This window comes from Photorhabdus sp. RW14-46 (genome assembly GCF_963887965.1).
In the GTDB taxonomy this organism is placed as follows: Bacteria; Pseudomonadota; Gammaproteobacteria; order Enterobacterales; family Enterobacteriaceae; genus Photorhabdus; species Photorhabdus laumondii.
The window spans coordinates 48,641-61,676 of the sequence record NZ_CAWPHH010000027.1 but is presented as its reverse complement, the minus strand read 5'-3'; the positions used below and the strand labels follow the sequence as shown (position 1 = coordinate 61,676).

14 protein-coding genes are annotated in these 13,036 nt (G+C 40.7%); 10 read left to right on the top strand and 4 right to left on the bottom strand.

The annotated features are described in order from the left end of the window. The first annotated feature begins 468 nt into the window (after positions 1-468). The 7 genes from AACQ38_RS18240 to AACQ38_RS18210 all read left to right on the top strand — a co-directional run bounded on the left by AACQ38_RS18240 (position 469) and on the right by AACQ38_RS18210 (position 5,343). The gene (locus AACQ38_RS18240) at positions 469-1,305 is read left to right on the top strand and encodes a hypothetical protein (protein ID WP_207631914.1); all 837 of its coding nucleotides are present in this window, start codon (positions 469-471) and stop codon (positions 1,303-1,305) included. Beyond that, positions 1,302-1,607, top strand: coding sequence for a hypothetical protein (locus AACQ38_RS18235; protein ID WP_165578755.1), 306 nt, complete (start codon positions 1,302-1,304; stop codon positions 1,605-1,607). The genes AACQ38_RS18240 and AACQ38_RS18235 overlap by 4 nt, the downstream gene beginning before the upstream one ends. 247 nt (positions 1,608-1,854) lie before the next feature. Continuing rightward, a complete protein-coding gene (locus AACQ38_RS18230) occupies positions 1,855-2,469 on the top strand; it encodes a hypothetical protein (RefSeq protein WP_339367066.1) in 615 nt (204 codons plus the stop codon). Then, entirely contained in the window at positions 2,466-2,948 is a 483-nt protein-coding gene (locus AACQ38_RS18225) for a hypothetical protein (RefSeq protein ID WP_165578754.1), read from the top strand. The genes AACQ38_RS18230 and AACQ38_RS18225 overlap by 4 nt, the downstream gene beginning before the upstream one ends. 208 nt (positions 2,949-3,156) lie before the next feature. Next, the gene (locus tag AACQ38_RS18220; RefSeq protein WP_242685622.1) at positions 3,157-3,330 is read left to right on the top strand and encodes a hypothetical protein; all 174 of its coding nucleotides are present in this window, start codon (positions 3,157-3,159) and stop codon (positions 3,328-3,330) included. Between the two features lie 685 nt (positions 3,331-4,015). Next, the gene (locus AACQ38_RS18215; RefSeq protein ID WP_165578753.1) at positions 4,016-4,360 is read left to right on the top strand and encodes a hypothetical protein; all 345 of its coding nucleotides are present in this window, start codon (positions 4,016-4,018) and stop codon (positions 4,358-4,360) included. A 410-nt stretch (positions 4,361-4,770) separates the two neighbouring features. Continuing rightward, complete coding sequence (locus AACQ38_RS18210; protein ID WP_165578752.1) at positions 4,771-5,343, top strand: DUF2569 family protein; 573 nt, start codon at positions 4,771-4,773, stop codon at positions 5,341-5,343. Positions 5,344-5,589: 246 nt separating this feature from the next. Here the strand turns inward: AACQ38_RS18210 and AACQ38_RS18205 are convergent, their stop codons facing one another. After that, entirely contained in the window at positions 5,590-6,114 is a 525-nt protein-coding gene (locus AACQ38_RS18205; protein WP_165578751.1) for a SprT family zinc-dependent metalloprotease, read from the bottom strand. Positions 6,115-6,262: 148 nt separating this feature from the next. Continuing rightward, entirely contained in the window at positions 6,263-7,435 is a 1,173-nt protein-coding gene (gene metK / locus AACQ38_RS18200; protein WP_011147846.1) for a methionine adenosyltransferase, read from the bottom strand. Between the two features lie 292 nt (positions 7,436-7,727). Between metK and AACQ38_RS18195 the strand changes: the two genes are divergently transcribed. The 3 genes from AACQ38_RS18195 (at position 7,728) to speB (ending at position 11,064) form a co-directional block, all read left to right on the top strand. Then, positions 7,728-7,940 (top strand): hypothetical protein, encoded by a 213-nt coding sequence (locus AACQ38_RS18195; RefSeq protein WP_011147845.1) that lies wholly within the window; start codon positions 7,728-7,730, stop codon positions 7,938-7,940. 126 nt (positions 7,941-8,066) lie between these two features. Beyond that, positions 8,067-9,971, top strand: a complete 1,905-nt coding sequence (gene speA, locus AACQ38_RS18190) for a biosynthetic arginine decarboxylase (protein ID WP_011147844.1) — start codon at positions 8,067-8,069, stop codon at positions 9,969-9,971. 169 nt (positions 9,972-10,140) lie between these two features. Then, positions 10,141-11,064 carry an agmatinase gene (speB, locus tag AACQ38_RS18185; protein WP_011147843.1) on the top strand — a complete coding sequence of 308 codons (924 nt, stop codon included), beginning with the start codon at positions 10,141-10,143 and terminating at the stop codon, positions 11,062-11,064. Positions 11,065-11,326: 262 nt separating this feature from the next. Here the strand turns inward: speB and AACQ38_RS18180 are convergent, their stop codons facing one another. Continuing rightward, positions 11,327-12,040, bottom strand: coding sequence for a TerC family protein (locus AACQ38_RS18180; RefSeq protein ID WP_011147842.1), 714 nt, complete (start codon positions 12,038-12,040; stop codon positions 11,327-11,329). Positions 12,041-12,132: 92 nt separating this feature from the next. Beyond that, on the bottom strand, positions 12,133-12,819 hold the full coding sequence (gene mutH, locus AACQ38_RS18175; RefSeq protein ID WP_011147841.1) for a DNA mismatch repair endonuclease MutH: 687 nt from the start codon (positions 12,817-12,819) through the stop codon (positions 12,133-12,135). Between the last annotated feature and the right edge of the window lie 217 nt (positions 12,820-13,036).

Sequence of the window (13,036 nt, the reverse complement as noted above, 5' to 3'; positions counted from 1 at the left end):
GCCCATTGTTCGGCGCAGGTTGAAAACATAAAGATTACCTCAAGTCGTGTTTTTTATTGAGATCAATCTATGAGGGAAAAGTTCAATAACGCGGGGGCGGGTTAAAATATTTGTGTAGGAAAGACAGGTGCAGCCCCCGGGGGCTTCCCTGAACAAAACCGCGTGGTCATGCAAGGTCATGCGCAACCCGAAACCCCGGTGCCCCCGAGCGTCGCAGGGGCGCCGCTTGCGGGCTCTGTGCCGCCCGCGCCCGCAGAACGGGCACCCGCCGCCCAAGCGAGTTGGGCGACGTTCGCCCGTTGCCGAAAAAGGCGCTACACTGACCAGAGCGCGGCGGGAAAAACCGGCCTTCGGGGGCGAAAAGCGCGTCAGGGGGTTTTGGGTTCGGCGGTGAACGCCCATCGGAAAAAATGGGTTGTAACTGACTGAGTGCGCAGGGAAAATTGGTGTTCGGTAATCAACTTCGCAATGGAATGCGTTGTTGCGGATAATAATGCCCTTGGCGCCGCAGCCGGCTCGGATCTTGGATTCTGGTTAAGTAAAACACCAGACTGCGATACGACGTGCAAGGCTAATATTGCTAAAGGTATAGCTGATGGTAATCTAGTCGTTTCGGTGGGAGGAATGGCGATAGCAGGGGGGGCCCAAATTGTGGCCGCCACACCTGAAATTGCCGTGATGGCAAGGGCTGCATTGGAAGGGTGTAAAGTTGCTCCGACAATCTGCCTGAACAATGCGGGTATTCAGGTCGCTGAAGCATTAACACCGGGTGGTGTGGGTGCAGTTGGTGTGATTGGTGTGGGTAAAACTGCGGCAGAAGCAGTGGCAGCAAAATCTGAAGCTGTAGTGGCTAATGTGGTGAAGAGTGTCTCGAAGAACTTAGAACAAGGAGTATCAAAAACTATAAAATCTTATGGCCCGCATGAAATTGGCCTATTAGGAAATCCCAGTGATTTGCGTGCTCCTGCTTCAACGTTCAGAAGTGGAAGTTATACTGAAAAAGTCGCAGAAACAGATATGTATTTTTTCAGAGATTATGGCGGCTCTGCTAAAGTTGATGGCCGCTTTTGGACTCCACGTCCATCAAAAGGACCTCTACAATCTCAAATGGATAGTGCTGTTTTACCTGAATGGGGTAATACTTTTAAAAACCAAGCCATTATAAAGATTCCCAAAGGTACTAAGTATTATGAAGGACCAGCGGCAGCACAAATTGGAACTAAAGGGACTCAACCAACGTTACATGGTGGTGGTACGCAAATATTTTTACCATCACTAGACAATAACTGGATAATTAAGAAATGAATACAAAAGAAATAATTGAAAATTGGGTAAAAGAGAAAAAATCACTGTACTTCTTTCTCCCTGATGGCCCTTATGGTAGACCCTTTGATAATCAATATGTTATTGAGAAAATAGAGGAAACCAGTGAGAGCTTTAACATAATATTTTCTGATGAAATAGCATTGCGTTTTCTGGGAGAAATTAATATCACAGATGAAGGGTATAATCTAACAATAAGCGATTTTACTAAGTGTATATTTGAAATAAGAAGTAGGATTCTTAAAAGTTATACAGAAGGGCAAGTAGTATTAAGTGGCTTTTAAATAACAACCCAGCGTTTATAAAGCTGGGGCTGTCAGCATAAATCCACCGGGATAATACTTAATTGAGCTAAGTAGTGTAGACAATAATCACCTAAGCGTTGACCAGAATCGTTCAAGAAGTGAGGAACTGGTTAATTGTCAGGGTGATAGCGGTTGCCGTGCGACTGTCAGGGATAAATATCGGCAGGAATATGACCAGGTTCAAGAGCGGATAGCAACGTGCTCAGGGGCTGACCAATGCGTTGCCGTGGCCAAAGAGCTGCGGGCATTGCAAGGTGATTACAGCACCCGGATAAGTGAAATTCAGGAAAAAGCCAGAATGCAGGGGCTGGATTCCCTCACACCGGCAGAAGTACGGGAATGGGCTGATTTACGGGGTGCAATGTCAAATATTGACGCATCACGGAATTTGGTGCTCCATCGTGCCCAAATCACCGGTGGCTCAGAAGAAACGACCCAGGAAATCGTGAAGATTATGGGTCAGGTGGGGATTTCAGCAGCTCCTGGAGTTGCTAAAGGAATTAGTAAGGTCGGGGTAAAAGAAAAAAACGTACCAACTGATCAAGGTCCTATGCTAGGACAAAAGGGCGTTCAAACCTCCAGTAAAACTATATGGAAAGGAGTTGGTAAAGAACGTATTGATGTAGAAAATCCAAACCCTAGTAAGAGACCAGGACAAATACACTATCAAGATAATAAAAACAACAAATATTACTACGAGCCATCTACTAATTCGTTTTATAGCTTCGACTCTTCAAAAAATAAAATACCTGCACCATCATCAGTAAATAACTTATTATCTGATCCGAAATTTAAGCAGGCAATAGACAAAGGCATGAAACAATATTTGGGGGAAAAATGATTAAATACAACCAGAAAATGTTTAGTTTTTTAGATGGATATGTCAAGGAAGATGTTGTAATACCAAAAGTTCTTGCTGAGCTCTTAAATCTTGGGTTCACAGTAAGTTCAAACGGTTGTGTATTTTTTTCTTCTCTTGGTCCTGTAGCTAGTGTGTTAAGAGAAAATCAAATTAATAGTCATTCAAATTTCTTCGATAAGACAGAAGAGGAATGTTTCTATAATGAAATAAGATTAAGTGACTATTTGGAAAACAATATTATAGATGTTGCTATAAAATTCGCTTCTCTTATTATTGCTAAACTGGAACAAGATCTTCCTTCTTTCAAATTCGAACTTATTCTTGTACTTGATGACTTTGAAGAGGAAATCGATTCTGTTATTAAACTACATATGATGAGAGAAAATGAAGTATCATACATTGATATTGATTCTTTAGACGAATTTATTCAACCTATACTTGTATTGCAAACCAAATAAAAGATCCTAGTCAGAATGAACTGCACACCAAAATGTTAGGCAATCATCCGACATTTAAAAGGGGCAGTTCATTACGTCTGGGAAAAGTGGCTTACAGGCTAAAAAGTCGCGTCGGGGCGTTGTAGGTAAGGTACTAAACCGCATAGGGCAAAGCTGGTTGTAACTGAATGATGTAATTATAAAAAAATCGGGTTTGGCATCAAGCTTCATGACAGAGAACGTTGTTGTAGACAACAACCACCTAAGTGTGGAGAAGAACCAATCGCGCAGTGAGGAACTGGTCAACTGTCAGGGGGATACCAGTTGTCGTTCTGTTGTCAGGGATAAGTATCGCCAAGAGGTAACCCTTTTTACTCAGAACATTGGTATCTTGGTGAAGTAGACAATAGATGCTAATACCTCATCGATGAGAAAGTTATCTTGAAAAATGCCGTTAAAGAGCGAGCTTCTTCGCGGTAATACGCAGTTTAAGGATAAGTGAGCATGATTGTATATATTCCGTTTATTTTGATGGTCTTGAGTCTGTTGGGATTTCTTGCCTGCTTCATCTATTTTGGCTTGAACAAAAAAGTTTCACTAAGAAGTGTAAAATCTCCGTTGCTCTTTTTTGATTTTTGTTTTTTTAATAAAAACAAACTTGCTAATTTTTCCATGATAATATTATTTGTTATTTATATGTCTGGAATTTTGTTTGAATTTATTAAAAATTAAAATTTAATTTCCTTTGCTGGTTATTTTATTGGAGTATTTGCAATTCTTGTTTTTCTTATTCATTGCAGATTTTTCTCAAAAAGAAAATTTGCACATAGAAATAATATTGAATTCATAAAAGAGTTTGTTTTTGAAATGAAAATAAGCCTTCAAAATACGTCATTATGGTTATCTAGGTTATTTTATATTGTTTGGCTTTATTTGTTTTTTTCTACGTAATTGTTGTAGACAGTAATGCATTTAATATGGGAAGTCTGTTTGGTTATAAAGGAGGAGGAACTCAGTTTGATCTTATGGGGGCAAAGGACCGATACATTTACTAATGAACGGGCTATTCAAAAAAATAGGAGAACAAAATGGTTATCTTAGTTAACAATAACAAGATTAATATCAATGGGCACTTAATTATACTTAATCGAAAAATCATTAAAGCGATAGAAATTGATAATGGTTTTGTTCTTGTCTTAATTGATATTCCTATAGGAGATGATGGACTAAATAATTTATTTTCTTATACAAAGAACGGAGAGTTTCTTTGGCAAATAGAGCCTTCGAATTTACAAGAAGAAGGTCAAACAAGTTACCCATACGAACGGTTGAATGTTGTTGAAGGGCAATACTTTGTTGTTGATTTTTATGGAAGAAGAATATTTTTCGATCCTTATACTGGTCTATTCTTATCACGAGATATTGTAAAATAAGATATGGATAATAACGCATTAGCGATCAGTTTGATTCATACATGAGCTAATATAGGTATTTAACATACTTCTAATGGTAGTATTAATTTCAATTATGTTGTTTTTGTGCATTGGGCTGGCTCAAGCTATGTAAAATATGATGGTTAAAAGAGTGATTGGGTAAAGTTTTTATTTATTAAAAACATTATATAGATATTGGTTATATTTTTATGAATCTAACTATTTCTTTATTATCAGATGGTTGTGTCGTTTTTTTATAGACGAAATATTTCTTTTTTCACTTGACGATGTAAATAAGGCTATTAAAAACAGGGGTATTTATCGGACTAATAAGTTATTGATTTATATACTATCACCTGTGTAATTTAATAATCAATCCTTGGATTGAAGTTACTATTTGGAGAAATTTTATGAAGTGTATTAAATGTGAAAACCGAGCATTACATGAATCAGATTTTTGTGCAGCATGTGAAGCGAAAGAACTGAGTGGCATTGGCGGATTTCTCTATTTTCCGGCAATAAATCTTATCTTTGTAATATTGGGTTCTTTATTTAGTGCATATAAAACAATGACAATCTTGATCTCTGGTTATGATTTTTTAAGTGAATTACGTATCTTTATAGGATTTGAGTTTATTTGTTTTATCATTATTTTTGGAGTTGCACTTTATACATCTATTCTTTTCTTTAGAAAAAAGAAAAAAACACCTTTATTTTACATTACCCTTTTAGTTTTTACTTCATTATTTGTAATAACCGATTTAGCATTGGCTCATTATATATATGAAATAAAATTGGATTATAATTATCTTTTCTTGCTTTTTAGAACGGTATTTTATGCATGTATATGGGTTCCTTATTTTATTATATCTATACCCGTCATCTTTCAAGTTGCCTCTTTGTTGGCTGCACTCACTCACCCCGGTCACATAGTTACCTATGCTCCCGGGGATTCGCTCCCTTGCCGTCGCGATGCATCTTGAAATCCATTGGGTATATTCGAGTTAAAAGAACATTTATAAAGTAATGATTAAAATTAAACTATTTTGCAAACAATATTCAACAAGAAACAAGAGTAGGTGAGTTTTTTGTAACTAATATTTTTTAAAAAAATATAAAAGCCAAAAATACCCCGGTCTGGTGAATTTCTGCCAAAAGTTAGATAATTTAAATCACACGTTAATTAAGGTCTGAATCCTGTATTTTACTGGGTTCAGATTATTTAATTGTTATAAATTAGGATTGAGAGAATCTATTGATTTAGCAATAAGTTTTTCTCCGCATTTTTGGCAGATATAATGACTTTCTCCTCGCAGAATTTTATTATGGCGTCGTAGGGTTAGTTCATGTTGCTGGCAATTACAGTAATAAGTAAAAGTTTGACTACGTACTGAATCGATTTTAAATTTGTGTGTACGGTTAGCTGGAACGTTCAGTACTTCTTCCATCATCCAACGCCACTGTTTCCCATGTGGAGGCACTTTCCCAAAGTAGCGATAAACTAATAGATGAGCTAATTCATGTGGCACAACTTCATCAATAAAAGCTTGTTGGTTTTCAATCAGTAACACTGGATTAAGACGGATTTCCCAATTTTTTATATAGGCACTGCCTGCGGTAGTTCCCCGTTGGCGATAGTTTATTGTAGGTTCAGGAAAATCACGGTTGAGATATAAGTTTGCTTGTTGCAGTTTTTGCCGCAAAGTATTCATGATGGCTTGTTGTAAATAAATTGGAATGCTAGCTGATTTCATGTGTTGAAAATAAATAGGTAAGGATCAGTGAATTCTATTAGAAATCTTTGAACAACCGATAATAATATTTTGAGGGATTCTTCAATCATTAGCTAATGCTAAAAAAGCCAGGTTTGGTTATTCAAACCCGGCTTCCATTTTTATATTTTTACATATTCATCGCTGATAGTTTCAAACCCGCAGCATCACGCAGCGCTTCTGCTTTATCAGTGGCTTCCCACGGGAACTGTGGTCGACCAAAATGACCATAAGCGGCAGTATCACGATAGATTGGGTGCAATAGATCCAGCATCTGAATCAAACCATGAGGGCGTAAATCAAAGAATTCACGTACCAGTAGAGTCAGAGTTGCTGTTGAAACTTTTTCAGTGCCGAATGTTTCCACCATGATGGAAGTGGGTTCTGCAACGCCGATAGCATAAGACACTTGAATTTCACAACGATCAGCCAGACCAGCAGCAACAATATTTTTTGCTACATAGCGTGCAGCATAAGCCGCTGAACGGTCAACTTTGGATGGATCTTTACCGGAGAATGCTCCGCCACCATGACGTGCCATGCCACCGTAAGTATCTACGATAATTTTACGACCAGTCAGACCACAGTCACCCATCGGGCCACCAATGACAAAACGACCGGTTGGGTTAATGAAATATTTGGTTGTTGGATTTAACCATTCAGCAGGCAGTACCGGCTTGATGATCTCTTCCATGACCGCTTCTTGCAGATCTTTCTGACTAATATTTTCAGCATGCTGTGTGGAAAGTACAACCGCGTCAACGCCGACAATTTTGTCGTTATTGTATTGGAAAGTGACTTGGCTTTTAGCATCAGGGCGTAACCACGGCAGTACACCATTTTTCCGAACTTCAGCTTGACGCTGAACCAAACGGTGCGCATAGGTGATAGGCGCAGGCATGAGTACGTCAGTTTCGTTGGTTGCATAACCAAACATTAGCCCTTGGTCACCAGCACCTTGTTGCAGGGGATCTTCACGGTCAACACCTTGATTAATATCCGGTGACTGTTTACCAATGGCACTTAATACTGCACATGAGTTTGCATCAAAACCCATTTCAGAATTAACATAACCAATCTCTCGAACTGTTTGTCGCGTAATTTCTTCAATATCAACCCAAGCGCTGGTAGTAATTTCACCACCAACCATGACCATGCCGGTTTTAACATAGGTTTCGCAGGCAACTCGTGCTTTTGGATCTTGTTCTAGAATAGCATCAAGAACGGCATCAGATATTTGGTCTGCAATTTTATCAGGATGCCCTTCGGAAACAGACTCGGAAGTGAAAAGGTATGTGGTCATTATATAACGTTACCTTAAAATATAATTTCAGTTTGGAAATGGATGGATTAACATCTAGATGGCTATTTTAGGGTAATTCTTATCCATGTGCTAGATTTTTTTAGCTCAGTGAGTCATTTTCATCGGGTGAATAAATAATTTCTTGGTTTGTATGTCAGTTTTGTTCAATTTCATTTTGCAATTTTATGTGATTGCGAGTATAAACTGCGGCCGTAGTTGAACTATTTTTGCTACAGACTCGCAGAAAGCTAACTAGCTTCTGTTTCTCAATCGAGAAAATGGCTCCTTAAATATGAGTCATGTGTGGGGTGAATGGGGTAATGAACCATTATCTGCTGATTGCTTATGGCCAACAGCCACACTTGTCGTCGGATGTATCCGCGTCTTTTTCCTTTCTTTTCAATATGTCTTTAATTCGATGTTATCTGTTGTCAGCAAACAGGCCGGATATGTCGGACAGGCGTATTGTCACTCGGTAATTTTGTCGTTGTTTAGTAGTAACTAAACGCTTTTTACAACCTGAGAGCATGCTGTTCCCTGATATTTCTCAACACGCGAGATTATAGTGTTTTGGGTTATTTATTAATTACAGGCGAAGGCGAAAAACTCTAACTCCCTTAAGGAGACTGCCATGAATGATAATATCGCTCGTAAAATGCAACAGACTTACAATATTGCATATTGGGGAGGGAGTTACTACTACGTCAATGATCTTGGCAATGTTAGTGTGTGTCCAAATCCTGATTTGCCGGGGGCAAAAATTGATCTTGCGGAATTGGTGAAAAGAGTTCAGCAGGAGCAGAAACATTTGCGTTTGCCGGCGCTATTTTGTTTCCCTCAAATCCTGCAACATCGTTTGCGTTCAATCAATGCCGCATTTAAACGTGCCAGAGAGTCATATGGTTATAAAGGCGATTACTTTTTAGTTTATCCCATTAAAGTTAACCAACAACGCCGCGTTATTGAATCACTGGCCAGTTCCGGTGAACCTTTAGGGCTTGAGGCTGGCTCCAAAGCGGAATTAATGGCAGTTCTGGCCCATGCGGGTATGACTCGTACCGTCATCGTGTGTAATGGATATAAAGATCGTGAATATATTCGTCTGGCGCTAATAGGTGAGAAGTTAGGTCACAAGGTTTATTTGGTGATCGAAAAGATGTCTGAGATTGCCCAAGTATTGGAAGAAGCTGAACGATTGAATGTGATCCCGCGCTTGGGAGTCCGCGCACGTTTGGCATCTCAGGGTTCAGGTAAATGGCAAGCCAGTGGCGGTGAAAAATCGAAGTTTGGGCTGGCGGCAACTCAGGTATTGCAATTGGTTGAGACTTTGCGTGCTGTGGATCGACTTGATAGTCTGCAATTGTTGCATTTTCACCTTGGCTCACAGTTGGCGAATATCCGTGATATCGCAACAGGTGTCCGTGAGTCAGCGCGTTTTTATGTCGAGTTACATAAACTCGGGGTAAATATTCAATGTTTTGATGTTGGTGGTGGACTGGGGGTCGATTATGAAGGGACCCGCTCTCAATCTGATTGTTCTGTGAACTATGGGTTGAATGAATATGCCAACAATGTTATCTGGGGTATTGGTGATGCTTGTGATGAGCATGGTTTACCCCATCCGACTGTTATCACGGAATCCGGTCGTGCCCTGACCGCTCACCATACTGTCTTGGTCTCCAATGTTATCGGAGTTGAGCGTAATGAATTTACGCAGACGACACCACCGGCAGAGGATGCTTCCCGCCCACTCACCAGTTTGTGGGAAACATGGCAGGAGATGCACTCTGAAGGAAATAGACGCTCTTTACGTGAATCGCTGCATGATGGTCAACTCGATCTACATGATGTTCATACACAATATGCTCATGGCATGCTGGATTTGACAGAACGGGCATGGGCGGAAGAGTTATATCTGAATATCTGTCGCCGTATTCAACAGGATCTTGATCCAAGTAACCGAGCTCACCGGCCAATTATTGATGAGCTGCAAGAGCGTATGGCAGATAAATTCTATGTGAATTTCTCACTGTTCCAGTCTCTGCCTGATGCATGGGGTATCGATCAGTTATTTCCTGTTTTACCCATTGAGGGACTGGATAAGCCGTTGGATCGCCGTGCGGTATTGTTAGATATCACCTGTGACTCTGATGGTATTGTTGATCATTATGTGGATGGTGATGGTGTAGCCGCGACAATGCCGATGCCCGCTTATGATCCTGATTGTCCGCCAATGATTGGTTTCTTTATGGTGGGAGCATATCAGGAAATTCTTGGCAATATGCATAACCTGTTTGGCGATACAGCGGCTATTGATGTTTATGTATTCGATAATGGCGAAGTGACCTATAACCAAAGTGAAGAGGGGGATTCAGTCGCGGATATGCTGCAATATGTGAAACTGGACCCTAATGTACTGATGGCTCGCTTCCGTGATCAAGTAAAAGGCGCGGATTTGGATACGGGTTTGCAAGAGCAATTTTTACTGGAATTTGAAAGTGGTCTTTATGGCTACACATATCTGGAAGATGAATAATCTTCTGGTGTTAATTAAGCCTCCTGTATACAGGTAATGTTATTTGATATAAACCAGATGCGGAGATGCAGATAAATGGGGTTATCTCAGACATACCCCATTTCGTCATGGCATGTATTCTGGAATTAAATAGCTTTGTTCTGTCGGGAAACTTTTGAGGATATATCTCATGACAATAAGTACCTTGGGCAACCAACAAGATGACTCTCTGGTTTCTAATGCCTTCGGTTTCCTGCGCTTTCCGCTGAATTTCCAGCCATATTCCAGCGATGCAGAGTGGGTAATTACTGGCGTACCATTTGACATGGCAACGTCAGGCCGTGCAGGTAGTCGCCACGGGCCTGCGGCTATTCGTCAGGTTTCTACTAACTTGGCATGGGAAAGCCGCCGTTGGCCGTGGGATTTTAAGCTACACAATTGTCTCAAAGTTGTAGATTGTGGTGATGTGGTCTTCAATTTTGGTGATGCTCAGGATATGAGTGATAAATTACAAGCTCATGCTGAAAAAGTGTTGGCTTCCGGTAAGCGTATGCTCTCTTTTGGGGGTGACCATTTTATTACTTTGCCTTTGTTGCGCGCTCATGCCAAACATTTCGGCAAAATGGCTCTGGTTCATTTTGATGCTCATGCTGATACCTATCCAAACGGTAGCCAATTTGATCACGGTACTATGTTCTATCACGCGCCAAATGAAGGGTTGATCGACCCGCATCATTCTGTACAAATTGGTATTCGTACTGAACATGGACGGGACAATGGTTTTACGGTGCTGGATGCTGATCAGGTTAATGACCGTAGTGTGGATGATTTGCTTGCTCAGATAAAAGAGACGGTTGGCGATATGCCGGTTTACCTGACTTTCGATATCGATTGTCTTGATCCCGCTTTTGCGCCGGGTACGGGTACACCCGTCATTGGTGGTCTGACAACCGATCGGGCACTGAAATTGCTGCGAGGTTTGCAGCCGCTAAATATTGTCGGTATGGATGTGGTGGAAGTTGCTCCAGCTTATGATCAGTCTGAAATTACGGCTCTGGCAGGTGCAACTATTGCATTAGAGATGCTTTATTTACAGGCGTCTAAGAAGCGTTAAGTAGTACATAGTCTTAATATAGTTTTAGGGGATATATAGTTCTAGGGGATAGTGAAATAAGCTCGTACTGAGTTGTGGCGCTATCCCCTTGAAACTTAGCTATTATTTGGATTGGTGTAACCTTTATATGCTTTTTTGGTACCCTTTATCGTGTTTCACTTGCTACCTTCAAAATTGAGATGCCGCAGTACTGAACTGGGCATCTATGGCGTACTTTTTGAATCAAAGAATGATATTTTTTAGCGTTATTGTCGTGCTACTGCTAATTTCTTTTCTTTTTCCCACGCATGAGATTCAGCGTTTCTACTGCCATTGAGAAGAACATAGCAAAATAGATGTAACCTTTAGGTATATGCACTTGTACACTTTCCAGAATAAGGGTAAAGCCTACAAGGATTAAGAATGACAGCGCTAGCATTTTGACGGAAGGGTGACGGTCAACGAATTCACCGATAGGACGAGCGGCGAGCATCATAACACCGACGGCTATGATAACGGCTGCCATCATAATGAATAGATGATCGGACAGACCAACTGCGGTGATGACTGAATCCAGACTGAAAATAATGTCCAGCAACATAATCTGGATGATGGCCCCCAGAAAGGAGTGAACAGGGCGTTTTAGCTCTCCTTCATTGTCACCTTCTATCGCTTCGTGGATTTCTTTGCTGGCTTTCCAGATCAGGAACAGACCGCCAAAGAATAGGATTAAGTCACGGGCAGAAATATCATGCTCAAAAACTGTCAATATCGGGGAGGTCAGCCGAATAACCCAGGCAATAGATGCTAACAGCGCCAGGCGCATTAGCATTGCACCCATTAGTCCGATCTTACGTGCTTTGTTTTGTTGATGGTTAGGGAGTTTTGCCACAACAAGTGACAAAAAGATAATGTTATCAATCCCTAAAACGATTTCTAGAATTGTCAGGGTGGCAAGTGCCATCCAGGCGTGGGGATCAACAATCCATTCTAACATTGCTTATTAAAACCTTAAGGTAAAAATCTAATTATACGCGTGATTAGATGTAAGGTAAGTATGTCGATGTAAAAATCAGTCAGAGCTCAACGTTAAATCAAAAAATGACGAGCCAGTAGGGGAGCAGTGAAATTTTTCCTTAGATAGAACCCGCGAGGCAGAGTCATAATAGGCTGGCCGTGTACGCCGATTGCTTCGGTTAATGCTTTGCTGTTAGCCGCTTTTGGGCGCAACTGTAATACTTCGCCATGACGGGCTGTAACGCTCTCTACTTTGCCAAGCACGATGAAATCCATCAATTCTTCCCAGTCGCGGCGTAGTAACTCTTCTTCTTCTTGATTGGGACTCCACAATAAAGGAGAGCCAACCCGGCGTTTGGCTAGAGGAATTTCCCGTTCACCTTCAACAGGTATCCACAGCACCCGCGATAATTTGCGTCTAACATGACAGCTTCCCCAGGTAATACCACTGTTCCCTGTTAATGGTGCAACGCAGACAAATGTTGTCTCCAGTGGATAACCTCTTCTGTCTACCGGGATGGTTTTAAGCTCAATACCGATATGTTCGAAATCTTGCTCTGGCTTACTGCCGGCACTTGCACCGAGGTAATATTCTAGCAACATGCCTACCCAGCCTTTATCTCGTTTCAGATTGGGTGGGATAGGTAAATTTGCTTTTGCCGCGAGTTCTCCCATTGATAAGCCAGCCAGAAGCTGGGCGCATTCAAACAGTTGTTGTTCGTTGTCTGGTGGCGATGGAGGGGAAAAAAGAGTGTTCATTTGAGATATCCGTTTTTTAGGTCAAAAAACAGCCTTAGTTTCTGTGAATAATAAATCTGAGGTTCATTCAATAGCTAAAAAGTGATAATAGCATGATATACAAACATTTTTTATTGCTGTTTCAAATATTGTAAAATTGACTGCCGTTCTTGTTCACCTATTGCCGGTAATAATGAACAGGATCTTACACTATGTTATCCACAGTTTTATGGGATAA

Bases quoted from the DNA above. Each gene is read 5' to 3' on its own strand.
- AACQ38_RS18240 (WP_207631914.1), top strand. From the start codon at position 469: ATGGAATGCGTTGTTGCGGATAATAATGCCCTTGGCGCCGCAGCCGGC.
- AACQ38_RS18235 (WP_165578755.1), top strand. From the start codon at position 1,302: ATGAATACAAAAGAAATAATTGAAAATTGGGTAAAAGAGAAAAAATCA.
- AACQ38_RS18225 (WP_165578754.1), top strand. From the start codon at position 2,466: ATGATTAAATACAACCAGAAAATGTTTAGTTTTTTAGATGGATATGTC.
- AACQ38_RS18220 (WP_242685622.1), top strand. From the start codon at position 3,157: ATGACAGAGAACGTTGTTGTAGACAACAACCACCTAAGTGTGGAGAAG.
- AACQ38_RS18215 (WP_165578753.1), top strand. From the start codon at position 4,016: ATGGTTATCTTAGTTAACAATAACAAGATTAATATCAATGGGCACTTA.
- AACQ38_RS18210 (WP_165578752.1), top strand. From the start codon at position 4,771: ATGAAGTGTATTAAATGTGAAAACCGAGCATTACATGAATCAGATTTT.
- AACQ38_RS18205 (WP_165578751.1), bottom strand. From the start codon at position 6,114: ATGAAATCAGCTAGCATTCCAATTTATTTACAACAAGCCATCATGAAT.
- metK (WP_011147846.1), bottom strand. From the start codon at position 7,435: ATGACCACATACCTTTTCACTTCCGAGTCTGTTTCCGAAGGGCATCCT.
- AACQ38_RS18195 (WP_011147845.1), top strand. From the start codon at position 7,728: ATGAGTCATGTGTGGGGTGAATGGGGTAATGAACCATTATCTGCTGAT.
- speA (WP_011147844.1), top strand. From the start codon at position 8,067: ATGAATGATAATATCGCTCGTAAAATGCAACAGACTTACAATATTGCA.
- speB (WP_011147843.1), top strand. From the start codon at position 10,141: ATGACAATAAGTACCTTGGGCAACCAACAAGATGACTCTCTGGTTTCT.
- AACQ38_RS18180 (WP_011147842.1), bottom strand. From the start codon at position 12,040: ATGTTAGAATGGATTGTTGATCCCCACGCCTGGATGGCACTTGCCACC.
- mutH (WP_011147841.1), bottom strand. From the start codon at position 12,819: ATGAACACTCTTTTTTCCCCTCCATCGCCACCAGACAACGAACAACAA.